Source organism: Pseudomonas sp. TE4620 (genome assembly GCF_056279045.1).
The window spans coordinates 3122957-3144675 of record NZ_JBWBQO010000001.1 but is presented as its reverse complement, the minus strand read 5'-3'; the positions used below and the strand labels follow the sequence as shown (position 1 = coordinate 3144675).

At 62.3% G+C, this 21719-nt stretch carries 21 protein-coding genes; 9 read left to right on the top strand and 12 right to left on the bottom strand.

The genetic code is table 11. From position 1 onward, the window contains the following. Positions 1 to 28: 28 nt before the first annotated feature. Entirely contained in the window at positions 29 to 2638 is a 2610-nt protein-coding gene (acnB, locus tag ACZ9A3_RS14515) for a bifunctional aconitate hydratase 2/2-methylisocitrate dehydratase (RefSeq protein WP_045194717.1), read from the bottom strand. Between the two features lie 406 nt (positions 2639 to 3044). On the opposite strand from acnB, the gene ACZ9A3_RS14510 reads away from it, so the two are divergent. Then, the gene (locus ACZ9A3_RS14510) at positions 3045 to 3512 is read left to right on the top strand and encodes a DUF1289 domain-containing protein (RefSeq protein ID WP_093381002.1); all 468 of its coding nucleotides are present in this window, start codon (positions 3045 to 3047) and stop codon (positions 3510 to 3512) included. Positions 3513 to 3561: 49 nt separating this feature from the next. Here the strand turns inward: ACZ9A3_RS14510 and ACZ9A3_RS14505 are convergent, their stop codons facing one another. Further along, the gene (locus tag ACZ9A3_RS14505) at positions 3562 to 4425 is read right to left on the bottom strand and encodes a universal stress protein (RefSeq protein WP_258594196.1); all 864 of its coding nucleotides are present in this window, start codon (positions 4423 to 4425) and stop codon (positions 3562 to 3564) included. Between the two features lie 158 nt (positions 4426 to 4583). Here ACZ9A3_RS14505 and ACZ9A3_RS14500 point away from each other — a divergent pair, with 158 nt between their 5' ends. The 4 genes from ACZ9A3_RS14500 (at position 4584) to ACZ9A3_RS14485 (ending at position 8589) form a co-directional block, all read left to right on the top strand. Continuing rightward, positions 4584 to 5189, top strand: coding sequence for a MiaE family protein (locus ACZ9A3_RS14500; RefSeq protein WP_213603782.1), 606 nt, complete (start codon positions 4584 to 4586; stop codon positions 5187 to 5189). A 161-nt stretch (positions 5190 to 5350) separates the two neighbouring features. Continuing rightward, a complete protein-coding gene (locus ACZ9A3_RS14495; RefSeq protein ID WP_093381004.1) occupies positions 5351 to 5824 on the top strand; it encodes a MarR family winged helix-turn-helix transcriptional regulator in 474 nt (157 codons plus the stop codon). Between the two features lie 39 nt (positions 5825 to 5863). Further along, positions 5864 to 7060, top strand: coding sequence for an HlyD/EmrA/EmrK family protein (locus ACZ9A3_RS14490; RefSeq protein WP_093381006.1), 1197 nt, complete (start codon positions 5864 to 5866; stop codon positions 7058 to 7060). Further along, entirely contained in the window at positions 7057 to 8589 is a 1533-nt protein-coding gene (locus ACZ9A3_RS14485) for a DHA2 family efflux MFS transporter permease subunit (protein ID WP_045194704.1), read from the top strand. Before ACZ9A3_RS14490 ends, ACZ9A3_RS14485 begins: the two co-directional genes overlap by 4 nt. A 63-nt stretch (positions 8590 to 8652) precedes the next feature. On the opposite strand, the gene lpxH is transcribed toward ACZ9A3_RS14485, so the two are convergent. Both lpxH and ACZ9A3_RS14475 read right to left on the bottom strand, forming a co-directional pair. Then, on the bottom strand, positions 8653 to 9375 hold the full coding sequence (gene lpxH / locus ACZ9A3_RS14480; RefSeq protein ID WP_045194702.1) for a UDP-2,3-diacylglucosamine diphosphatase: 723 nt from the start codon (positions 9373 to 9375) through the stop codon (positions 8653 to 8655). Beyond that, positions 9372 to 9875, bottom strand: coding sequence for a peptidylprolyl isomerase (locus ACZ9A3_RS14475; RefSeq protein ID WP_045194699.1), 504 nt, complete (start codon positions 9873 to 9875; stop codon positions 9372 to 9374). Before ACZ9A3_RS14475 ends, lpxH begins: the two co-directional genes overlap by 4 nt. Positions 9876 to 10091: 216 nt before the next feature. Here ACZ9A3_RS14475 and ACZ9A3_RS14470 point away from each other — a divergent pair, with 216 nt between their 5' ends. Both ACZ9A3_RS14470 and cysS read left to right on the top strand, forming a co-directional pair. Further along, positions 10092 to 11795, top strand: a complete 1704-nt coding sequence (locus ACZ9A3_RS14470; protein WP_045194697.1) for a glutamine--tRNA ligase/YqeY domain fusion protein — start codon at positions 10092 to 10094, stop codon at positions 11793 to 11795. 9 nt (positions 11796 to 11804) lie between these two features. Continuing rightward, the gene (gene cysS, locus ACZ9A3_RS14465; RefSeq protein ID WP_045194695.1) at positions 11805 to 13187 is read left to right on the top strand and encodes a cysteine--tRNA ligase; all 1383 of its coding nucleotides are present in this window, start codon (positions 11805 to 11807) and stop codon (positions 13185 to 13187) included. Positions 13188 to 13262: 75 nt separating this feature from the next. On the opposite strand, the gene ACZ9A3_RS14460 is transcribed toward cysS, so the two are convergent. From ACZ9A3_RS14460 to ACZ9A3_RS14445, 4 genes are all read right to left on the bottom strand, one after another. Then, positions 13263 to 14651 carry a sensor histidine kinase gene (locus ACZ9A3_RS14460; protein WP_213603785.1) on the bottom strand — a complete coding sequence of 463 codons (1389 nt, stop codon included), beginning with the start codon at positions 14649 to 14651 and terminating at the stop codon, positions 13263 to 13265. Next, positions 14629 to 15309 carry a response regulator transcription factor gene (locus tag ACZ9A3_RS14455; protein ID WP_045194691.1) on the bottom strand — a complete coding sequence of 227 codons (681 nt, stop codon included), beginning with the start codon at positions 15307 to 15309 and terminating at the stop codon, positions 14629 to 14631. Before ACZ9A3_RS14455 ends, ACZ9A3_RS14460 begins: the two co-directional genes overlap by 23 nt. Before the next feature lie 200 nt (positions 15310 to 15509). Then, positions 15510 to 16529: a branched-chain amino acid aminotransferase gene (locus ACZ9A3_RS14450; RefSeq protein ID WP_093381010.1), complete on the bottom strand. Its 1020-nt coding sequence runs from the start codon at positions 16527 to 16529 to the stop codon at positions 15510 to 15512. Positions 16530 to 16660: 131 nt separating this feature from the next. After that, positions 16661 to 17296 (bottom strand): LysE family translocator, encoded by a 636-nt coding sequence (locus ACZ9A3_RS14445; RefSeq protein WP_045194687.1) that lies wholly within the window; start codon positions 17294 to 17296, stop codon positions 16661 to 16663. A 133-nt stretch (positions 17297 to 17429) separates the two neighbouring features. On the opposite strand from ACZ9A3_RS14445, the gene ACZ9A3_RS14440 reads away from it, so the two are divergent. Together ACZ9A3_RS14440 and ACZ9A3_RS14435 are read left to right on the top strand one after the other, a co-directional pair. Then, entirely contained in the window at positions 17430 to 17930 is a 501-nt protein-coding gene (locus ACZ9A3_RS14440) for an Lrp/AsnC family transcriptional regulator (RefSeq protein WP_476252851.1), read from the top strand. A gap of 194 nt (positions 17931 to 18124) precedes the next feature. After that, on the top strand, positions 18125 to 18655 hold the full coding sequence (locus ACZ9A3_RS14435; RefSeq protein ID WP_093387444.1) for a cysteine hydrolase family protein: 531 nt from the start codon (positions 18125 to 18127) through the stop codon (positions 18653 to 18655). Here the strand turns inward: ACZ9A3_RS14435 and ACZ9A3_RS14430 are convergent. From ACZ9A3_RS14430 to ACZ9A3_RS14415, 4 genes are all read right to left on the bottom strand, one after another. Further along, positions 18632 to 20239, bottom strand: coding sequence for an ABC-F family ATP-binding cassette domain-containing protein (locus ACZ9A3_RS14430; RefSeq protein WP_476252850.1), 1608 nt, complete (start codon positions 20237 to 20239; stop codon positions 18632 to 18634). The two genes, ACZ9A3_RS14435 and ACZ9A3_RS14430, sit on opposite strands and share 24 nt — an antisense overlap. Before the next feature lie 412 nt (positions 20240 to 20651). Beyond that, positions 20652 to 20900, bottom strand: coding sequence for a hypothetical protein (locus ACZ9A3_RS14425; RefSeq protein WP_093381016.1), 249 nt, complete (start codon positions 20898 to 20900; stop codon positions 20652 to 20654). A gap of 67 nt (positions 20901 to 20967) precedes the next feature. Further along, positions 20968 to 21210 (bottom strand): hypothetical protein, encoded by a 243-nt coding sequence (locus ACZ9A3_RS14420; RefSeq protein WP_476252849.1) that lies wholly within the window; start codon positions 21208 to 21210, stop codon positions 20968 to 20970. Between the two features lie 156 nt (positions 21211 to 21366). Continuing rightward, positions 21367 to 21606, bottom strand: a complete 240-nt coding sequence (locus ACZ9A3_RS14415; protein ID WP_476252848.1) for a hypothetical protein — start codon at positions 21604 to 21606, stop codon at positions 21367 to 21369. Between the last annotated feature and the right edge of the window lie 113 nt (positions 21607 to 21719).

The window sequence follows — 21719 nt, the reverse complement described above, 5'->3', positions numbered from 1 at the left end:
GGCGGGGTTTTTTTAACGCTAAGTCAGCTTAGGCTTGAACAACCGGGATCTTGGCGTTCGCAGCGGCTTCACGGAACTCGGCGATCTGGTCGAAGCTCAGGTAGCGGTAAACGTCGGCAGCCATGCTGTCGATGTTCTTCGCGTACTCCATGTACTCTTCGACGGTTGGCAGCTTGCCCAGGATCGAGGCAACAGCGGCCAGCTCGGCAGAGGCCAGGTAGACGTTGGCGCCATCACCCAGACGGTTCGGGAAGTTACGGGTCGAAGTCGACACTACGGTCGAGTTCGCCGCAACGCGTGCCTGGTTACCCATGCACAGCGAGCAGCCCGGCATTTCCATGCGCGCGCCAGCCTTGCCGTAGATGCCGTAGTAGCCTTCTTCGGTCAGCTGGTGAGCGTCCATCTTGGTGGGCGGCGACAGCCACAGACGGGTCGGGATCGAGCCTTTGACCTTGTCCAGCAGCTTGCCGGCAGCGCGGAAGTGACCGATGTTGGTCATGCACGAACCGATGAACACTTCGTCGATCTTCTCGCCCTGTACCGAGGACAGCAGACGGGCGTCGTCCGGGTCGTTCGGGGCGCAGAGCACAGGCTCTTTGACGTCGGCCAGGTCGATCTCGATGATCTCGGCGTATTCGGCGTCCTTGTCGGCAGCCAGCAGTTGCGGGTTGGCCAGCCAGGCTTCCATCGCTTGCGCGCGGCGTTCCATGGTGCGGGCATCGCCGTAGCCTTCGCTGATCATCCAGCGCAGCAGGGTGATGTTCGACTTCAGGTACTCGGCAACGGCTTTTTCTGGCAGCTTGATGGTGCAACCGGCAGCCGAACGTTCGGCCGAGGCGTCGGACAGTTCGAACGCTTGCTCGACGGTCAGCTCGTCCAGGCCTTCGATTTCCAGGATGCGGCCGGAGAAGGCGTTGATCTTGCCTTTCTTCTCGACGGTCAGCAGGCCTTTCTGGATGCCGTAGTAAGGGATGGCATGGACCAGGTCACGCAGGGTGATGCCTGGCTGCAGCTTGCCCTTGAAGCGCACCAGTACCGACTCCGGCATGTCCAGCGGCATGACGCCGGTGGCCGCGGCGAAGGCGACCAGGCCGGAACCTGCAGGGAACGAGATGCCGATCGGGAAGCGGGTGTGCGAGTCACCACCGGTACCGACGGTGTCCGGCAGCAGCATGCGGTTCAGCCAGCTGTGGATGATGCCGTCGCCTGGACGCAGGGACACGCCACCACGGGTGCGGATGAAATCCGGCAGGGTGTGGTGGGTGGTGACGTCGATCGGCTTTGGATAGGCCGCGGTGTGGCAGAACGACTGCATGACCAGGTCGGCGGAGAAGCCCAGGCACGCCAGGTCTTTCAGTTCGTCACGGGTCATCGGGCCAGTGGTGTCCTGGGAGCCGACGGTGGTCATCTTCGGTTCGCAGTAGGTGCCTGGACGCACGCCTTTGCCTTCCGGCAGGCCGCAGGCTTTACCGACCATCTTCTGTGCCAGGGTGTAGCCCTTGCCGGTGTCGACAGGTGCTTCAGGCAGCTTGAACAGGTCGGTTGGGCCCAGGCCCAGCTCGGCGCGGGCTTTCTCGGTCAGGCCACGGCCGACGATCAGCGGGATACGGCCGCCAGCGCGGACTTCGTCGAGCAGCACCGGGGTCTTCAGTTCGAAGGTGGTGATGACGTCTTCGGTGCCGTGCTTGCAGACTTTGCCAGCGTGCGGGTAGACGTCGATGACGTCGCCCATGTTCAGGTTCGACACGTCGAACTCGATCGGCAGGGCGCCGGCGTCTTCCATGGTGTTGTAGAAGATCGGGGCGATTTTCGAACCGAAGCAGAAGCCGCCAGCGCGTTTGTTCGGTACGTACGGGATGTCGTCGCCGAAGAACCACAGCACCGAGTTGGTGGCGGATTTACGCGAGGAACCGGTACCGACCACGTCACCGACGTAGGCAACCGGGAAGCCTTTGGCTTTGACTTCTTCGATCTGCTTGAGCGGGCCGATGGCGCCTTGTTGCTCAGGCACGATGCCGTCACGGGCCATTTTCAGCATGGCCAGGGCGTGCAGCGGGATGTCAGGGCGCGACCAGGCGTCCGGGGCAGGGGACAGGTCGTCGGTGTTGGTTTCGCCAGGGACCTTGAACACGGTCAGGCTGTACTTGTCAGCGATGGCTGGCTTGCTGGTGAACCACTCACCGGCGGCCCAGGATTCCAGCACGGCCTTGGCGTGGGCATTGCCCGCCTTGGCTTTTTCGGCGACGTCGTGGAAGGCATCGAACATCAGCAGGGTGTGCTTGAGCTGTTCGGCGGCCACAGGGGCCAGTTCGGCGTTGTCCAGCAGCTCGACCATGGTGGCGATGTTGTAGCCGCCCTGCATGGTGCCCAGCAGCTCAACGGCGCGCTTCTTGTCGATCAGCGGCGAGGTGGCTTCGCCTTTGGCGATGGCGGAAAGGAAACCGGCCTTGACGTAGGCGGCTTCGTCCACTCCTGGTGGAACGCGATTGGTGATCAGGTCGACGAGGACTGCTTCTTCGCCAGCAGGGGGATTCTTCAGCAGCTCGACCAGGCCTGCGGTTTGTTCGGCGTTAAGCGGCTGGGGCACGATACCCTGGGCGGCACGCTCTTCGATGTGTTTGCGGTAGGCTTCAAGCACAGTTATTACCCTCATCAGTGGTCCCAAATGGGTGTCCGGGACGCTCATCCAGAAATTCCGGCAGCCATGCGCAATACGGCTTCTTGGGCCGCGTAGCCAGGGTTGCAGGAAATCCTTACAGAAGCTGCTTTCAAAGTTTTACGCCTGTAGAACGGAGGCTGATGAGGGCTGGCGCGGGACATGCGCGAAGCGAATATCCCGGGCCAACGCCGTTCTACCGGATGAACTGTGCTCGTGACGCTTTGAAAACAGCTTCTAACGGACATTGCTGCCTTAAAAAGGCCGGATGATTCTACGGTAAAAAGTCGATAAAGGTAAGGCGCGCTGGATGACTTTAGCGGGTGACCCTCGTTAGACAAAGGGCTAACATGGCAGCCTGTTCCACCGCCAAGCTGTCGGTTTTTTCATGTCCAATCAGTCAATTAAAACGCCTTGCGTCGGCCTCTGTTCCACGGTTTACGGGGACTTGGTGTGCCGTGGCTGCAAGCGTTTTCACCATGAAGTGATCAACTGGAACGGCTACAACGAAGATGAGAAGCGTGCGGTGTGGCTGCGCCTGGAGCAATTGCTGGTGCAGGTCATGGTGGCCAAACTTGAAGTCTTTGATGCCACGCGCCTGCGCCAGCAACTGGAGCTGCGCAAGGTCCGCTTCGTAGCGCATCAGTCTGAATATTGCTGGGCTTATCAACTGATTGCCCGCGGCGCACGGGTGATCCGTGAGCTGGAGGCTTACGGCATGGTGCTGCTGCCGGAGTTTCGCGACTGGGAATTGCCCGAGCTGCGCGATGCCATTGATCGGGAATTCTTCCTGCTGTCGGAGGCCCATTACCAGCGCTATATCGCGCCAGGCTTTCTCAAGGATGCCTTGGGGTAGGTGGTCAAGCCTGCTCCTGTAGGAGCGGGCTTGACCCGCGATGAGGCCCTCAGCCCCTGGCCAGTTCCGTCAGCTGCACCTTCACATCCTCGGTCTTGAGCACCAGCACATCACACTCCAGCGCATCGAGCACCACTTCCGCGGTGTTGCCGATCAGCGCCCCGGAAATCCCGGTACGGGCCACGGTGCCAATCACCGTCACCGCCGCTTCGTACTTTTTCGCCGTATAGGGAATCAGCACATCCGCCGGCCCTTCGGCAACATGCAGGCGCTCATTGCTGATATCGAACTCGGCCTGGAACGCTGCGCATTCCTCGCGGTACTTGCGCTCGATGGTGTCTTTGAGCTGATACACCGGGTCTGCCGCTGACAGCATCGGCGACGGATGGGCGCTGATCACATGCAGCTCGCCCTTGGCCAGGCTTGCGATCGCGTAGCCATGGTCGATGATGCTGGTGTGCAGCAGGCGATGGGCCTCGTCGTGGTTGCCGACGTCGACTGCGGCAAGAATCACCCCGCCGGTCCACGGGCGCTCGCTCTTGACCATCAATACCGCGCACGGGCACTGGCGCAGCAGCTTCCAGTCGCTGGGGGTGAGCAGGGCGCGCTTGAGTGGGTTATCCGGGCGATGCTCCTTGATCACCAGCTCGCAGCCTTCGGCCTGCTGCACACTGACGATCGACTCGTGCAAGGTGTCGTGCCAGGCCTGCTCATGGGTTACGTTGTTGTAGCCGTCATCATGCAGCTGGCTGGCCAGCAGGCTGAGCAGGGCGCTGTGGTCGTGCTTCTTGTCGCACATCAGCAAGTGCAGGCGCGCGCCGGTGACCCCGGCGATCAGTTTGGCCCGGGTCAGCGCCCGGCTGTGAGCGTGATCGGGATCCAGTACCACCAGGATGCTGCGTACTTCTTGCATGAGCGTGAACTCCCTTCATAAATGGCGGCCAATGCCTGACTATAGTCGGCGCCAACTGCACCGGGCGTTGATATGTATCAAGCATAGTTCACTGGTGATCGGCGCTGCTGCCGGTATAATCGCCGGTCTTGCCGTTTGCCCTGCCTGTTTGTGAGCCTATGTCCCTTATCCCTGAAATCGAAGCCTTCCTTGGTTGCCGTACCCCTGATGCCTGGGTCCAGGCGGCGCTCGCCGACCAGGAAACCCTGCTGATCGATCACAAGAACTGCGAGTTCAAGGCCGCCAGCACCGCCCTGAGCCTGATGGCCAAGTACAACACGCACCTGGACCTGATCAACATGATGTCGCGCCTGGCCCGCGAAGAGCTGGTGCACCATGAGCAGGTACTGCGCCTGATGAAGCGGCGCAAGATCGCCCTGCGGCCGTTGTCGGCCGGGCGCTATGCCTCGGGCCTGCGCCGGGTGGTGCGCACCCACGAGCCGGTGAAGCTGGTCGACACCCTGGTGGTCGGCGCCTTTATCGAGGCGCGCAGTTGCGAGCGCTTTGCCGCCCTGGTGCCGCACCTGGATGAAGAGCTGGGCAAGTTCTATCACGGCCTGCTCAACAGCGAAGCGCGGCATTATCAGGGTTACCTCAAGCTTGCCCATCAGTACGGCGATGGCGCAGATATCGAGCGGGTGGTGGAGAAGGTCAGGGCGGTCGAGGCCGACCTGATCAGCAGCCCGGATGAAGAGTTCCGTTTTCATAGCGGCGTGCCGGTCTGATTAATCACTTCTTTTGAATGCCTGATCGCGGTGCGGCGACCCGACTTGCCCCGCGATTGCCTTCTATCGACAAAATAATAAGCTAGCTAATTAATGCCTTGACGTTAGCTGCCTAAGCAGTAACATTATGTAACTTACTGCCTAAGCAGGTATCTGTGTCCATGCAGCACTACACCCCGGAAAACTTCCAGAACTGCACCCTCGGCATGCTTCTGGGCCGCACCGCGCTGGTCAAGGACCGCATCATCGACAGCCACATGCAGCCTTACGGCGTGACTGCCGCGCAGTTCAAGGTGCTGATCATCGTCGCCCAATACGGCGTCGACACCCCGGCCGAGCTGTGCCGCTACCTGTCGGTTGACAGCGGTTCGATGACGCGCATGCTCGACCGCCTCGAACAGAAAGACCTGATCATCCGCCGCCGTTGCCCGGACGACCGTCGGCAGATTCGCCTGGGTCTGAGCGAAGAAGGCCAGAAGCTCGCCGACCTGCTGCCACAGATCGGCGCTGCGGCGATGAACGAGCTGGTCGGTGTGCTCGAGCCCAGTGAGCTGGCCACCCTCGAAGCGATCCTGAGCAAGGTGCTGCTGGCCGCCGGCGACACCCTGACGGCCATGCGCCTGGGCGCCAAGTAAGCGCCCATTTCACCCATTCACTCAGCCAAGGTATTAGCAATGGCCACTACTTCTTCTGCGCACGACACCACGCAGGACCTCAACAACCAGCGCAAGCGCAAGACCTGGCTGTTGGCCCTGGCGTTGCTGATCGTCGTCGCCGGCGCTGGCGTCTGGGCCTGGCACGAGCTTTACGGGCGCTGGAGCGAAGAGACCGACGATGCCTATGTCAACGGCAACGTAGTGGAGATCACCCCGCTGGTCACCGGCACTGTGGTCAGCATCGGCGCGGACGATGGCGACCTGGTCCACGAAGGCCAGATGCTGCTCGAATTCGACCCCAGCGACGCCGAGGTCGGCCTGCAGGCTGCCGAGGCCAAGCTGGCGCGTGCGGTGCGCCAGGTGCGTGGCCTGTACAGCAACGTCGATGGCAAGAAGGCCCAGGTGGCTTCGCGCCAGGCCGAGCTGAAAAAAGCGCAGGAGAACTTCAACCGGCGACAAACCCTGGCCGCCGGTGGGGCGATCTCCAAAGAAGAGCTGTCCCATGCCCGCGACGACCTGTCTTCGGCGCAAAGCGCCTTGAATGATGCAAAACAGCAGCTCAACACCACAGCGGCGCTGGTCGATGACACCGTAGTGTCGTCGCACCCCGAGGTGATGGCCGCGGCCGCCGAGCTGCGCCAGGCCTACCTCAACAACGCCCGCACCACCCTGGTGGCGCCGGTCACCGGCTACGTTGCCAAGCGCACCGTGCAGCTTGGCCAGCGCCTGCAACCGGGCACTGCGACCATGGCGGTGATCCCCCTCGACCAGCTGTGGATCGACGCCAACTTCAAGGAAACCCAACTGCGCAACATGCGCATCGGCCAGCCGGTCGACATCGTTGCCGACCTGTACGGCAGCGACGTCAAGTACAGCGGCACCATCGACAGCCTCGGCGCCGGCACTGGCAGCGCCTTTGCCCTGTTGCCGGCGCAGAACGCCACCGGCAACTGGATCAAGATCGTCCAGCGGGTGCCGGTGCGTATTCATATCAATGCCGAGCAACTGGCCAAGCATCCGCTGCGGATCGGCCTGTCGACCCAGGTCGAGGTCGATCTGCATGACCAGAGCGGCCCGGTGCTGGCCCAGCAGCCGCCGCAGAAGGCCTCGTTCGCCACCCAGGTGTACGACCGTCAACTGGTCGAGGCTGATCGCCTGATCACCAGGCTGATCCATGACAACAGTGCCGGTTCCAGCAAGACGGCGCAGCGATGAGCGCCAATCAGGCTTCCTTTACCCCGCCAAGCCTGTTGCTGACCACCATCGGCCTGTCACTGGCGACCTTCATGCAGGTGCTCGACACCACCATCGCCAACGTGGCATTGCCGACTATTTCCGGCAACCTCGGCGTCAGTTCGGAGCAGGGCACCTGGGTCATTACCTCGTTTGCGGTGAGCAACGCCATTGCCTTGCCGCTGACCGGCTGGCTGAGCCGGCGCTTCGGTGAGGTCAAGCTGTTCATCTGGGCCACGCTGCTGTTCGTGCTGGCTTCGTTCCTTTGCGGCATTGCCCAGTCGATGCCCGAGCTGGTCGGCTTTCGCGTGCTTCAGGGCATCGTTGCCGGGCCGCTGTATCCGATGACCCAGACCCTGCTGATCGCAGTCTATCCGCCGGCCAAGCGCGGCATGGCCCTGGCGTTACTGGCCATGGTCACGGTGGTGGCGCCGATTGCCGGGCCGATTCTCGGCGGCTGGATCACCGACAGCTACAGCTGGCCGTGGATCTTCTTCATCAATGTGCCGATCGGCCTGTTCGCCGCCGCCGTGGTGCGCCAGCAGATGCGCACGCGCCCGGTCAGCACCAGCCGCCAGCCGATGGACTACATTGGCCTGCTGAGCCTGATCATCGGCGTCGGCGCCTTGCAGATCGTGCTCGACAAGGGCAATGACCTGGATTGGTTCGAGTCGAATTTCATCGTCATCGGCAGCCTGATCTCGGTGGTGTTCCTGGCGGTGTTCATCATCTGGGAGCTGACCGACAAGCACCCGGTGGTCAACTTGCGCCTGTTTGTGCACCGCAACTTTCGCATCGGCACCATCGTGTTGGTCGGCGGCTATGCCGGCTTCTTCGGCATCAACCTGATCCTGCCGCAGTGGCTGCAGACGCAGATGGGCTACACCGCCACCTGGGCAGGCCTGGCGGTGGCGCCGATCGGCCTGTTGCCGGTGCTGATGTCGCCGTTTGTCGGCAAGTACGCGCACAAGTTTGACCTGCGGGTGCTGGCGGGGCTGGCGTTCCTGGCGATTGGCGCCAGTTGCTTCATGCGTGCCGGCTTTACCAACGAAGTCGACTTCCAGCACATCGCCCTGGTGCAATTGTTCATGGGGATCGGCGTGGCGCTGTTCTTCATGCCGACCTTGAGCATCCTGCTCTCCGACCTGCCGCCGCACCAGATCGCCGACGGCTCGGGGCTGGCGACCTTCCTGCGGACCCTGGGCGGCAGTTTTGCCGCGTCGCTGACCACCTGGATCTGGATTCGCCGGGCAGACCAGCACCATGCCTACCTGAGCGAGAGCATCAGCAACTACGAGCCTGCGACCCGCGAGGCGTTGAACCAGCTGGGCGGGGCGAGCGGGCAGTCGTATGCGCAGCTGGAGCGGATGCTCAGCAGTCAGGCGTACATGATGTCGACGGTGGATTACTTCACCCTGATGGGCTGGATTTTCGCAGGCTTGATATTGCTGGTGTGGCTGGCCAAGCCGCCGTTTGCAGCCAAGGCCGGGCCGGCGTCGGCGGGGCACTGATAATCGCGGGGCAAGCCCGCTCCTACCAGGAATGTAGGAGCGGGCTTGCCCCGCGATCAGTCTTCAGGGAAAAGCAAAAGGCTGCAGTTGAAACCCTTGCTCGTCCACCTCCAGCGCCCAGCCTTGGCGGTCCCAATCGCCCAGCACGATACGCCGCGCCGGTTGATCGCCGACCACCAGCTTGTGAATCGCCGGCCGATGGGTGTGGCCATGCACCAGGGTGCGCACACCGTATTGCTGCATGATCCGCGGCACTTCCTCGGCGGTCACGTCGACAATGTCGTTGGCCTTCATCCGCGTCTGTGCCCGGCTTTCGCTACGCAGCTTGCGTGCAAGCTTCTGCCGGGTGCTCAGCGGCAGATGCCGAAGAATCCACAGGCTCAACGGGTTGCGCAGGTAACGGCGCATCTTCATGTAGGCCAGGTCGCGGGTGCACAGGCTGTCGCCGTGCATCAGCAACACCGGCTCGCCGCCCATCTCGACCACGCTCGGGTCGGCCAGCAGGGTGCAGCCAGCGGCCTTGCAAAAGGCCTGGCCGAGCAGGAAGTCGCGGTTGCCGTGCATCACAAAGACCTGCGTGCCGCTGTCGCTCAAGGCGCGCAGGGCCTGGCAGATCGAGGTCTGGAAGGGCGTCATGGCGTCGTCGCCGATCCATGCCTCGAAAAAATCGCCAAGGATGTACAGCGCCTCGGCGTGCCGCGCACGACCGTCGAGCAGATCAACAAACGCCCGGGTAATGTCCGGGCGTTCTTCTTGCAGGTGCAGATCAGAGATCAGCAGTATCACTCAATGATCTCGGCTTTCTCGATGATCACGTCGTCCTTCGGCACGTCCTGGTGACCGGACTTGGAACCGGTGGCGACTTTCTCGATGGCGTCGACAACCTCGGTACCTTCGGTCACTTTGCCGAATACCGCGTAACCCCAGCCCTGCACGTTCTTGCCGCTGTGGTTGAGGAAGTCGTTGTTCGAGGCGTTGATGAAGAACTGCGCCGAGGCCGAATGCGGCTCCATGGTGCGAGCCATGGCGATGGTGTACTTGTCGTTCTTCAGGCCGTTGTCAGCTTCGTTCTGGATGCTGGCACGCTTGTCACGCTTCTCGTTCATGCCTGGCTCAAAACCGCCGCCCTGGATCATGAAACCCTTGATCACACGGTGGAATACGGTGTTGCTGTAGTGGCCAGCGTTAACGTATTCGATGAAGTTGGCCACGGTGATCGGGGCTTTCTCGGCGTTCAGCTCGATGACGATGTCACCGTGGTTGGTAGTCAGTTTGACTTTGGACATGCTTGAAACTCGCTCTGTTCGGGGGTTTTGCGGTGGTGTAGCTTCAAGCTTCAAGTGGCAAGCTGCAAGAAAAAGCGCACGGCGTTCGTCTTGGAGCGTGTTGCTTGTAGCTTGAAGCTGCTATTTGACCTGTCGGCAGCTCGACCGCTTCGGCTATGATAAGCGCTTTGATTCAGTCGGCCTACCCAGGCCGTGCACCCCGTATTCAAGGATCCTATGAGCAAGCCCACTGCCGACACCGCTCCCAACGCCGCTGCCAAAGGCGCTCCCGCCATCCCTGCGAACTTCCTGCGTCCGATCGTGCAGGCAGACCTGGACTCGGGCAAGCACAGCAGCATCGTCACCCGTTTCCCGCCAGAGCCCAACGGTTACCTGCACATCGGCCATGCCAAGTCGATCTGCGTGAACTTCGGCCTGGCCCAGGAATTCGGTGGGGCCTGTCACCTGCGTTTCGATGACACCAACCCGGCCAAAGAGGACCAGGAGTACATCGACGCGATCCAGAGCGACATCAAGTGGCTGGGCTTCGAGTGGACCGGCCCGGTGCGCTACGCTTCGCAATATTTCGACCAGTTGCACGACTGGGCGGTCGAGCTGATCAAGGCCGGCAAGGCCTACGTCTGCGACCTGACCCCGGAGCAGGCCAAGGAATACCGTGGCAACCTGACCACCCCTGGCCAGAACAGCCCGTTCCGCGAGCGCTCGGTTGCAGACAACCTCGACCTGTTCGCGCGCATGAAAGCCGGTGAGTTCAAGGATGGCGAGCGCGTGCTGCGGGCCAAGATCGACATGGCCTCGCCGAACATGAACCTGCGCGACCCGATCCTCTACCGCATTCGTCATGCCCATCACCACCAGACCGGTGATGCCTGGTGCATCTACCCCAACTACGACTTCACCCACGGTCAGTCGGATGCCATCGAAGGCATCACCCACTCGATCTGCACCCTCGAGTTCGAAGGCCATCGCCCGCTCTACGAGTGGTTCCTCGACAACCTGCCGGTGCCGGCCAAGCCGCGCCAGTACGAGTTCAGCCGCCTGAACCTGAACTACACCATCACCAGCAAGCGCAAGCTCAAGCAACTGGTCGATGAGCAGCACGTCAACGGCTGGGACGACCCGCGCATGTCGACCCTGTCGGGTTTCCGCCGTCGCGGCTACACCCCGGCGTCGATCCGCAACTTCTGCGAAATGGTCGGTACCAACCGCTCCGACGGCGTGGTCGACATGTCGATGCTCGAATTCAGCATCCGTGACGACCTTGACCGCACCGCGCCACGCGCCATGTGCGTGCTGCGCCCGCTGAAAGTGGTCATTACCAATTACCCGGAAGGCCAGGTCGAGAACCTCGAACTGCCGCGCCACCCCAAAGAAGACATGGGCGTGCGCGCACTGCCATTCGCCCGCGAAATCTACATCGACCGCGACGACTTCATGGAAGAGCCGCCCAAGGGCTACAAGCGCCTGGAGCCGGCCGGTGAAGTGCGCCTGCGCGGCAGCTACGTGATCCGCGCCGACGAGGCGATCAAGGACGCTGACGGCAACATCGTCGAGCTGCGCTGCTCGTACGACCCCGACACCCTGGGCAAAAACCCTGAAGGCCGCAAGGTCAAGGGCGTGATCCACTGGGTGCCGGCCGCGGCCAGCGTCGAATGCGAAGTACGCCTGTACGACCGCCTGTTCCGCTCGGCCAACCCCGAGAAGACCGAAGATGGCGGCAACTTCCTTGACAACATCAATCCTGATTCGCTGCAGGTGCTGACGGGTTGTCGTGCGGAACCTTCCCTGGGCCAGGCCCAGCCAGAAGACCGCTTCCAGTTCGAGCGCGAAGGCTATTTCTGCGCCGACCTGAAAGACTCCCAGCCGGGTCGCCCGGTGTTCAACCGCACCGTGACCCTGCGCGATTCGTGGGGCAGCTAAGGAACTCTCGTGCTTACCATCTACAACACGCTCAGCAAGACCAAGGAAGTCTTCAAACCGCTTGAAGGCAACAAGGTGCGGATGTACGTCTGCGGCATGACCGTCTACGACTTCTGCCACCTGGGCCACGGGCGCAGCATGGTCGCCTTCGACCTGGTGACCCGCTGGCTGCGTTACAGCGGCTACGACCTGACCTATGTGCGCAACATTACCGACATCGATGACAAGATCATCAACCGGGCCAACGAAAACGGCGAAAGCTTCGACGCCCTGACCGCCCGCATGATCGACGCGATGCACGAAGACGAGCGCCGCCTGAACATCCTGCCGCCGGACCAGGAGCCGCGTGCCACCGACCATATCGCCGGCATGCACGCGATGATCCAGACCCTGATCGACAAGGGCTATGCCTACGCGCCGGGCAACGGCGACGTGTACTACCGGGTCGGCAAGTTCGTCGGCTACGGCAAGCTGTCGCGCAAGAAGATCGAAGACCTGCGCATCGGCGCCCGCATCGAGGTCGACGAAGCCAAGCAGGACCCGCTCGACTTCGTCCTCTGGAAGGGCGTCAAGCCCGGCGAGCCGAGCTGGGAATCGCCCTGGGGCGCGGGTCGTCCGGGCTGGCACATCGAGTGCTCGGTGATGTCCACCTGCTGCCTGGGCGAGAGCTTCGACATTCACGGTGGTGGCAACGACCTGGAGTTCCCGCACCACGAGAACGAAATCGCCCAGAGCGAGGCCGCCACCGGCAAGCAGTACGCCAATTCGTGGATGCACTGCGGCATGATTCGCATCAATGGCGAGAAGATGTCCAAGTCCTTGAACAACTTCTTCACCATTCGCGACGTGCTCGACAAGTATCACCCGGAGGTGGTGCGCTACCTGCTGGTGTCGAGCCACTACCGCAGCTCGATCAACTACTCCGAAGACAGCCTGCGCGAGTCCAAGGGTGCCCTCGAGCGCTTCTACCACGCCCTGCGCGGCTTGCCACGGGTGGCGGCTGCAGGTGGCGAGGAGTACGTCGAGCGCTTCACCGCGGCGATGAACGACGACTTCGGCACCCCTGAAGCCTGCGCCGTGCTGTTCGACCTGGTGCGCGAGATCAATCGCCTGCGCGAGAACGATCCACAGGCCGCTGCCGGCCTGGCCGGTCGCCTGCGCGAACTGGGTGATCTGCTCGGTGTGCTGCAACTGGACGCCGATGACTTCCTGCGTGCCGGCGCCGAAGGCAAGGTCGATGCTGCCGAGGTTGAAGCCTTGATCCAGGCGCGCCTGCAAGCGCGTGCCGACAAGAACTGGGCCGAATCCGACCGCATCCGCGACCAGCTGACCGCCATGGGCGTGGTGCTGGAAGACGGCAAGGGCGGCACGACCTGGCGCTTGGCTGACTAAGTAATCGCGGGTCAAGCCCGCTCCCACAGAAGACTGCAATCCTCTGTGGGAGCGGGCTTGCCCCGCGATGAGGCCCTAACTGACTACACCCGTCCTGCAGTGCAACACCAGTTTCGCCCCACCCAGCTCACTCTCGCCGACCTCCAGTTCAAAGCCATGCAGGTCAACGATCGCCGCCACAATCGACAGGCCCAGCCCGAACCCCGGGTGACGCTGGCCTTCCTCACTGCGATAAAAGCGCTTCAACACCGCCCCACGCTCGTCCACGGGAATCCCCGGGCCGCTGTCGTGCACCTCGATATGCAGGCCCTTGGCATCGCTCAACGCGCGCATCAGTACCTGGCCCTGGGCCGGGGTGAACTTGATCGCGTTGCCGACCAGGTTGGCCAGCGCCTCGAACAGCAACTCGCGATCACCGTGCAGCGCCGGCAATTGCTCGGGCATTTCCAGCGTTAGTCCAATCTCGCCGTCTTCGGCCAGCGGCAGGTAGAAGTCGTGCAGCTCCTGCAGCAGCCCGTGCGGGTCAAGCTCGACAAACCCGGCGCGGCGCTGGCGGTCTTCCAGCTCGCTGATGCGCAGCAACCCGCGAAAGCGCGCCATCAGCGTGTCGGTTTCGCCAATCGCCTGTTCCAGTGCTTCGGCCTGCGGCGAATCATCGCCGGCCTGCTGGCGGATGCGGTAGAGCTGGGCGCGCAGGCGGGTCAGCGGGGTGCGCAGGTCGTGGGCGATGTTGTCACAGACGCCTTTGACTTCATGCATCAGGCGCTCGATGCGGTCGAGCATGGCGTTGACGATGGCCGCCAGCATGTCCAGCTCGTCGCGCCGCGACGACAACGGCAGGCGCCGGGTCAGGTCGCCGGAAACAATCTGCTCGGCGCTGGCCTGGATCGCGCGGATACGCTTGAGCGGCCTGCGCCGCAGCAGGTACCAGCCGGCGATGCCGGGAATGATGGTCAGCGACAGGCCCCAGAGCAGGGCGTGGAGGATGATCCGGGTGACCACGAACAGCGAGCCGTTGTCGCGCACCAGCACCAGCCAGCGGCCATCGCGGACCTTGATCGCCACTGCATCGCAGCTGTCACGGGGCAGGTGCGGGTCGTCGGCGTCCAGGCAGCGGCTCAGTTCGTGGATCTTGCCGTCCAGGCCGAGTTCGGGCGGGATCTGGCGAACCTGCCCGCCGAGCGCATTGAACTGCGCGTCGAACAGCCCATAGGCATCAAAACTGCGCTCTTCGAAGGCCTGGCTGGCAATCAGCGCATCATCGAGCTGCTTGCCGCTCATGTGCGCGAACAGGTGCTGGCGCTGCAGCAGGGAGTGGCGGGTGAGCTTGTTCAGGTAGCCTGATACCTCGAAGTACAGCACCCCCATGAGGATGCTGCTCCAGGCCACGAACAGAAAGCTGTACAGCGCCAGCAGGCGGCTGGTGGACGAGCTCCAGCCCTTAGACGGGTTCGGCAATGGCATAGCCCGAGCCCCGCACGGTGCGAATCAGCGGTGTCTGGCCGGCGGCGTCGATCTTCTTGCGCAAGCGTCCGATGTGTACGTCGATCAGGTTGGTGCCCGGGTCGAAGTGATAGCCCCAGACTTCCTCGAAAATCATCATCCGGGTAATCACCTGGCCAGCGTGACGCATGAGAAATTCCAGCAGCTTGTACTCGGTGGGCAGCAGGTTGAGGGTCTGCTCGCCGCGCTTGGCCTCGTGGCTGATCAAATCCAGCTCAAGGTCGGCAACCTGCAGGCGGGTCTGCGCCAGCGGCACGCTGTTGCGGCGCAACAGCACCTCGACGCGGGCGGCCATTTCATCGGAGGCGAACGGCTTGGTCAGGTAGTCATCACCGCCGGCGCGCAGGCCACGGACCCGTTCGTCGACATCCGAAAGGGCGCTGATCATCAGGATCGGCGTGGCGATCTTCAGGGTGCGCAGGGTGGTGACGATGGTCAGGCCGTCGACTTCCGGCAGCATCCGGTCCAGGGTGATCAGGTCGTAGCCACCGGCAATCGCCTTGGCCAGGCCTTCACGGCCGTTGTCGGCCCAATCCACTTCCAGGCCATGGCTGGAAAGTTCGGCGACGATCTCCTGGGCGGTGACAGCGTCGTCTTCGATAGTCAGTACGCGGGGCATGCTTTTACCTGGGCGGCGGGTAGAGACTTGATTGTGCCAAAGAATAGGCGGTGCCCGGGTTAAAGAAAAATTCATCTAGGGGGGAGAGCATCGCGGGTCAAGTCGGATCGCCGCACCGCCGCTCCCACAGGATTTGCGATCACCTGTGGGAGCGGGCTTGACCCGCGATCCGCTTTGGCCCGCGATGGCGGTTCAGCGCATCAGGCGACCTTGACGATCCAGCCCGCCGGGCCTTCGATGTCGCCGCTCTGGATACCGGTCAGCTCGTTGTAGAGCTTCTGGGTAACCGGGCCAACCTCGGTTTCGCTGTAGAACACGTGCAGCTTGTCGCCATACTGGATGCCGCCGATCGGGGTGATCACCGCAGCGGTGCCGCAAGCGCCGGCTTCGACGAAGCGGTCCAGGTTGTTGATCAGCACGTCGCCTTCGATGACCTTCAGGCCCAGGCGCGATTGCGCCAGCTCCATCAGCGACAGGCGGGTGATGCCCGGCAGCACGGAGGCCGACTTCGGCGTGATGAACTCGTTGTTGGCGGTGATGCCGAAGAAGTTGGCCGAGCCGACTTCCTCGATCTTGGTGTGGGTCAGCGGGTCAAGGTAGATGCAGTCGGCAAAGCCGGCTTGCTTGGCCTTGTAGCCCGGTTGCAGGCTGGCCGCGTAGTTGCCGCCGACCTTGGCAGCGCCGGTGCCTTGTGGCGCGGCGCGGTCGTAGTCGGAAATCAGGAACTTGTGCGGGGTCATGCCGCCCTTGAAGTACGAGCCGACCGGGATGGCGAAGATCGAGAAGATGAACTCCGGCGCGGTCCGCACGCCGATGTTGTCGCCCACGCCGATGACGAACGGACGCAGGTACAGCGCACCTTTGCCATACGGCGGAATGAAACGCTCGTTGGCCTTGACCACTTGCTTGCAGGCGTCGATGAACTGTTCGGTCGGCACCTGCGGCATCAGCAGGCGGTCGCAGCTGCGCTGCATGCGCAGGGCGTTCTGGTCCGGGCGGAACAGGTTGATCGAGCCGTCCTTGCAGCGGTAGGCCTTCATCCCCTCGAAGCATTGCTGGCCATAATGCAGCGCGGTCGAGCCTTCGCTGATGTGCAGCTGGTTGTCTTCGGTCAGGGTGCCCTTGTCCCACTCGCCGTTACGGAAATAGGACAGGTAGCGCTTGTCGGTCTTGATGTAGTCGAAGCCCAGCTTGTCCCAGTTAATGCTTTCGTTACTCATGGCACCCTCGATTCGGTTGCAGATGCCTGCTCAGGCAGGCGGTTCTTATTGCGCACTCGGCCACGATAATACATCCCGTGCAGATCGGGAACGCCCAGTCATAGATTGGACCTTGGTCGCAGTGAAAATCTTCAGCCACCGAGCTGGCGCAGCAGTGCCAGACGCATGCCGAAGCCGATCAACAGGGTGCCGAACACGCGGTTCTGCAGTTTCTGCTTCCAGGGGCTGGCGGCCAGCCAGCGCCCCAGGCGATCGCCACTCAGGGCATAGAGCCCGTCAAAACCCAGGCCGACCACCACCAGCACCGTGCCGAGCACGGCAAACTGCTGGCCGACCGCAGCGCCGTGCGGGTCGATGAACTGCGGCAACAGTACCGAGCAGAACAGCAGCGCCTTGGGGTTGAGCAGGTTGGTCAACAGGCCCTGGCGCAATGCCGCCTGCCAGTGCCCGCGCTGCTGGACCCCGCTGTGACGCGGCGGCAGCGGCGCAACCGGGGCGCAGAGCAATTGCCAGCCGAGCCAGGCCAGGTAAATACCGCCGGCAATGCTCAGCAGGTCAAACGCCCAGGGGTGGCTGCGTAGCAGGGCGGCCAGGCCCAATGCCGCCAGGCTTACGTGCGCCGCGCGGGCCAGGGCCAGGCCCAAGGCGGTCACCAGGGCCTGGCGCTTGCCCTGGCTGGCGCCGGTATTAAGCAGCAGGAACATGTCCGGGCCGGGCACCAGGTAGACCACCAGCAAGGCGGCGCAAAACAGGCTGTATTGAGACATGACGGGCTCCTGCGCAAATAACGGGACGAGAAAATTCTAAGCGCGAAAGGCCTGGCAGGTGCTTGCGATTGTTGCGTGTTTGCCCAGGTGTATTGCTATAAACTGCCACGATCTACCGCTCAGAATTAAGATCATGCCAAAACCCACCCTCGACGCTTTTGATCGCAAGATTCTCGAAGCTTTGCAGCGCAATGCCCGCCTGAGCAATGTCGAGCTGGCTGAAGCCATTGGCCTGTCGCCGTCGCCGTGCCTGCGCCGGGTGCGTCTGCTGGAAGAGGCGGGGCTGATCAAGGGCTACGCCGCGCAACTGGACCGCGATGAAGTCGGCCTGGGCCTGACCGTGTTCGTCGGGGTCAAGGTCGAGCGCCACCACGAGCCAGCCGCCCAGGCCTTTCAGCAGGCGGTGCTGGCGCTACCGCAGGTAATTGCCGCGCACCTGGTGTCCGGCGAGTCGGACTTCCTTTTGCAAGTGGTGGTGCCGGACCTGCGCAGCTACGAGCGCTTTCTCATCGACACCTTGCTCAAATTGCCCGGCGTCAGCGATATCCGCAGCAACTTCGCCATCCAGACCGTCAAGGCGCACGGGCCGTTGCCGCTGGATCACCTGGGCCTGGCCGAGGAAAACAAGCGTTGACCGCTGCCTGGCCCGGGCGCATTATCGAGCTATGAAGATTTGCCTGCTGACCTCGTCGCGTACCACTACCACCGCCATACGCGGGGCGGGTACGGCTGCATAACCTTAGGCAGCAGGTAATCCAAGGCCCCGCCAGCAATGGACGGGGCCTTGTCTTTTCTCCGTCCGGGCTGGCCAATCACACGGAGATGAAGATGCAAGCAAAACGCGCACTGCTGGTCCTGGATATGCAAGTGGGTTTGTTCCACGGCCCCGAACAACCCTGGCAGGGTGAGCAGGTGCTCAACCGGATCAACAGCCTGATCGGCGCTGCGCATAACGCCCAGGCAGCGGTTTTTGCGGTTCGCCACACCGGGCCCGAAGGTTCGCCGATTGCCGCCGGCAGCCCCGCGTGGCAGTTGTTGCCGGCCCTGGCGATTGATCCCGCACGCGACACGGTCTTCGATAAAACCCGGCCCAGTGCCTTCTTTGCTACCACGCTGGCCGATCAACTGCGTGAAGCCGCTATCGATGAACTGGTCATCGTCGGCCTCAAGACCCAGTACTGCGTCGACACCAACTGCCGGGTTGCCCGCGAGCTTGGCTTCAACGTCGTACTGGTCAGTGATGCCCACACCTGCATGGACACCCCAGGCTTGCCCGCCGAGGCGATCATCGCCCACCACAACCTGACCCTGGGCGGCGCCTTTGCCCGCCTGCAATCAAGCGCGGATGTGCAGTTCTGAGCCCTCGCCCAGTTGCAGGTAGCCGTCCAGCTCTAGTTGCTGCATGAACACCCGGTCGTGGGACGCAACCAGCAAGGTCCCACGATACTGGCGCAGCATCGCTTCAAGGGCAGCGAGGGAGGGCAGGTCGAGGTGGTTGCTCGGCTCGTCAAGCAACAGCAGGCCCACCGGGGTGTCGCGGTACAGCACCCCGGCCAGGGTTGCCTTGAGCCGTTCGCCGCCGCTGAGCACGCCGCTGGGCAAACTGATGCGCTCGGCGCCCAGGCCCAGTTGCGCCAGGCGCGTACGCAGCAGGCTTTCATCCGGGTTGGCGCTGGCGCTGCGCAGGTAATCGAGCACCGATTGCCCGGCGGGCAGCAGGCTGCAGTGCTGGTCGAGCAAGGCGACTTCGCTGCGTACTTCACACGTCCCCGCGGCCGGCGCCAATTGCCCGGCCAGTACCTTGAGCAAGGTGGATTTACCGCTGCCATTGGCGCCGACCAGGCCCAGGCGTTCGCCGCTATACAGGCTGAGATCGACCAGGCCTTGGTGGGCGAAGGGTAATTGCAGGTCTTGAAATACGACTACCTGACTGCCGCTCGGTTGTAGCGGCGCGGGCGCATGGATCACGATCGGGCTGGCAGATTCAACCTGCTGCGCCGCATCGCGCACCTGTGCGTTAAGCGCCTGGCGCGCCGCCTGATGATCACGCTGCTGCTTGCCGGCAGTGGTTTCGCTGCGTTGCTGCTGGCGGTCGAGAAGGATCTTCGCCTGGTTGGCCGAACGCGCAGCCTTGCTGGCGCGTGACTGCTGGCGCTGCAGGCGCTCGCGCTGTTGCTGCAGCTCGCGGGCCTGGCGCTGGCGTTCGAGCTTGAGGCGTTCCAGGGTGCGTTCGGCCTGCTCGGTCTGCGCGCTTTTGCACTGGGCGTAGACGCTGTAATTGCCGCCGTAGCTGCTCAGGCCCAGGGGCGAGAGTTCGACGATGCGCTCCATGCGCTCAAGCAGCGCGCGGTCATGACTGATCACCAGCAGGCCCTTGTTCCAGCCCTCGAGCAGGGTCATCAGCGCCTCCCGGCTGGTGGCGTCCAGATGGTTGCTGGGTTCGTCGAGAATCAGGTAATCGGCATCACTGACAAAGGCCCCGAGCAGCGCCACGCGTATCGCCTGGCCGCCGCTCAGCGCCGCTGCACAGTGCGCCCAGTTCAGTTGCCCCAGGCCATGCAGATCAAGCTGCGCCTGCAGGCGTTCGCGAATGTCCCAGCGCTCGCCGACGCAATCGAAGTCCGCGTCTTGGGTGCTGCCGGCCTCGATGCGCAGCAAGGCATCGATCACCTCGCGCAGCTGGGCCAGGTCCGCCACCGTGGCATCGGCATCGGCCAGATGCTGACCCACATAGTGCACCCGGCCACGACGCAAACAGCGGCCTTCGCTGGGCGGCAAGCGCCCGGCCAAAACCTGCGCCAGCAACGACTTGCCCACGCCATTGCGACCGACCAGGCCGGTGCGGCGCTGGTCGAAGGTCTCGACAAGATCGGAAAACAAAAGCCGGCCATCCGGCAAGGCCAGGGTGACGCTGTCCAGCGTCAGGATCGACGTATTCGTCATGCAAAACTCCAAGAAATGCCCGCGACGTCCCCCGCAAAGGGGCTGAAGACTGGCCGTCGCAAAGACGGCGGCATTAATGGCGCATTGGACGAATACCTCGGGGAGATGGGGGAGGGGACAGCTTAGGGCGCAGAGCGGTGCGGGTAAAGAGCCATTTAGTCCAGGTGGTCAAACCTGCGACGCCTGAAGAATAAACTGGAGCCGGAACCTGAGATGAGCAATGACACCAGCCAGATGTCCAGTCCGTACCAGTATGTGTCAGGGAATGCGAACAGACCATAAGTGCCGCCCGCCCAAAGCGAAATCCCCAGCCACTTTCTGATCGGGTAAGGTTTCAGGCAGTGGTCCACCACGGACATCAGGATCATTGCGAAGCACATATGTGTAATTGCAGACATGGCTTACACCCTGCTCAGGCCCAGCGTTCGGGATTGAATCGGTGGCGCCTGAAGAACAACTCCAGCCCACCGACAACGGCAAAGAGTGAAACGAGGTGCAAGTCAAAGCCAAGCCAATGGCTTTCGGTCAGCGTTAACCTGCCAAGCAAGCCGCCACCCAGGAAGGTAAGACCGAGCCATTTTCGTGGCCTGTAGGGCTTGATCAGACGGTCTATGAGGATGAAAAACGCCAGGACGAGGAAGAATTGATTGGACTCTGACATGGTCTTTTTTAACCTTGACTCTCGCAGATGGCGACGTCGGCAAAAGACCCGCCTAGAAGATATTCATTCATTCGTCGGGTTGAAACTTGCGGCGTCCCTTAACCAGAGTCATGCCCGCGAACAATACGAACAAAGGGAACAGTTTCAGATTCAACTCATGCCAATAGAGGCCGCCGGGTACAAATTGCAACGCAACGGCGGCTGTCATCAGCGCCAGGCCCAGCCATTTGCGGAGTAAATAGGGTTTCAGGCAATGATCCATAAATGCAGTCAGGATCAGTGCGTAGCACAGCTGGGTAGCGTCAGACATGGGCAGCACTCAAGCGTCCTCATCGAATCGGTTGCGCCTGAAGAACAACGCCAGGCCACCAAGAATTGCAAAAAGTGCAATCAGGTGCAGGTCAATGTGTCCCCTGCGAGGTAGTAGGAGTGGCCCCAAGTTAGAGAGGGGCAGCTAAGAAGCGGGTCAGCCATGTTCGAGATACTTGCGTCGTGTCATGAACAGCGCACCGCCGGCCCCTGTGATGCAGATGGCGATGAATTCGATATCCAATGAACCTACCCGGGCTGGAAGCAGGTAGCTAGCAATCATGCCGACGCCAAACAATACGACGCCACAACGTTTTCTTAGCCGATAAGGCTTGATGAGGAAATACAGGAGGTAAAACACAACCAGAAGGATGGTGTATTGAAGATACTCACTCATTCGTCAGGTTGAAACTTGCGACGTCCGATGATCAGCGTCGTACCTGCGCAGAATACGAGTATTGGCACTAGGAACAACCCTAGCCATTTACGAATCAGGTAGGGCTTCAGGCA

Excerpts from the sequence above, each read along its gene's own strand:
- ACZ9A3_RS14510 (WP_093381002.1), top strand. The coding sequence starts at position 3,045 with ATGTCCAATCAGTCAATTAAAACGCCTTGCGTCGGCCTCTGTTCCACG.
- ACZ9A3_RS14505 (WP_258594196.1), bottom strand. The coding sequence starts at position 4,425 with ATGCAAGAAGTACGCAGCATCCTGGTGGTACTGGATCCCGATCACGCT.
- ACZ9A3_RS14500 (WP_213603782.1), top strand. The coding sequence starts at position 4,584 with ATGTCCCTTATCCCTGAAATCGAAGCCTTCCTTGGTTGCCGTACCCCT.
- ACZ9A3_RS14495 (WP_093381004.1), top strand. The coding sequence starts at position 5,351 with ATGCAGCACTACACCCCGGAAAACTTCCAGAACTGCACCCTCGGCATG.
- ACZ9A3_RS14490 (WP_093381006.1), top strand. The coding sequence starts at position 5,864 with ATGGCCACTACTTCTTCTGCGCACGACACCACGCAGGACCTCAACAAC.
- ACZ9A3_RS14485 (WP_045194704.1), top strand. The coding sequence starts at position 7,057 with ATGAGCGCCAATCAGGCTTCCTTTACCCCGCCAAGCCTGTTGCTGACC.
- ACZ9A3_RS14475 (WP_045194699.1), bottom strand. The coding sequence starts at position 9,875 with ATGTCCAAAGTCAAACTGACTACCAACCACGGTGACATCGTCATCGAG.
- ACZ9A3_RS14470 (WP_045194697.1), top strand. The coding sequence starts at position 10,092 with ATGAGCAAGCCCACTGCCGACACCGCTCCCAACGCCGCTGCCAAAGGC.
- ACZ9A3_RS14460 (WP_213603785.1), bottom strand. The coding sequence starts at position 14,651 with ATGCCATTGCCGAACCCGTCTAAGGGCTGGAGCTCGTCCACCAGCCGC.
- ACZ9A3_RS14455 (WP_045194691.1), bottom strand. The coding sequence starts at position 15,309 with ATGCCCCGCGTACTGACTATCGAAGACGACGCTGTCACCGCCCAGGAG.
- ACZ9A3_RS14450 (WP_093381010.1), bottom strand. The coding sequence starts at position 16,529 with ATGAGTAACGAAAGCATTAACTGGGACAAGCTGGGCTTCGACTACATC.
- ACZ9A3_RS14445 (WP_045194687.1), bottom strand. The coding sequence starts at position 17,296 with ATGTCTCAATACAGCCTGTTTTGCGCCGCCTTGCTGGTGGTCTACCTG.
- ACZ9A3_RS14440 (WP_476252851.1), top strand. The coding sequence starts at position 17,430 with ATGCCAAAACCCACCCTCGACGCTTTTGATCGCAAGATTCTCGAAGCT.
- ACZ9A3_RS14435 (WP_093387444.1), top strand. The coding sequence starts at position 18,125 with ATGCAAGCAAAACGCGCACTGCTGGTCCTGGATATGCAAGTGGGTTTG.
- ACZ9A3_RS14430 (WP_476252850.1), bottom strand. The coding sequence starts at position 20,239 with ATGACGAATACGTCGATCCTGACGCTGGACAGCGTCACCCTGGCCTTG.
- ACZ9A3_RS14425 (WP_093381016.1), bottom strand. The coding sequence starts at position 20,900 with ATGTCAGAGTCCAATCAATTCTTCCTCGTCCTGGCGTTTTTCATCCTC.
- ACZ9A3_RS14420 (WP_476252849.1), bottom strand. The coding sequence starts at position 21,210 with ATGTCTGACGCTACCCAGCTGTGCTACGCACTGATCCTGACTGCATTT.
- ACZ9A3_RS14415 (WP_476252848.1), bottom strand. The coding sequence starts at position 21,606 with ATGAGTGAGTATCTTCAATACACCATCCTTCTGGTTGTGTTTTACCTC.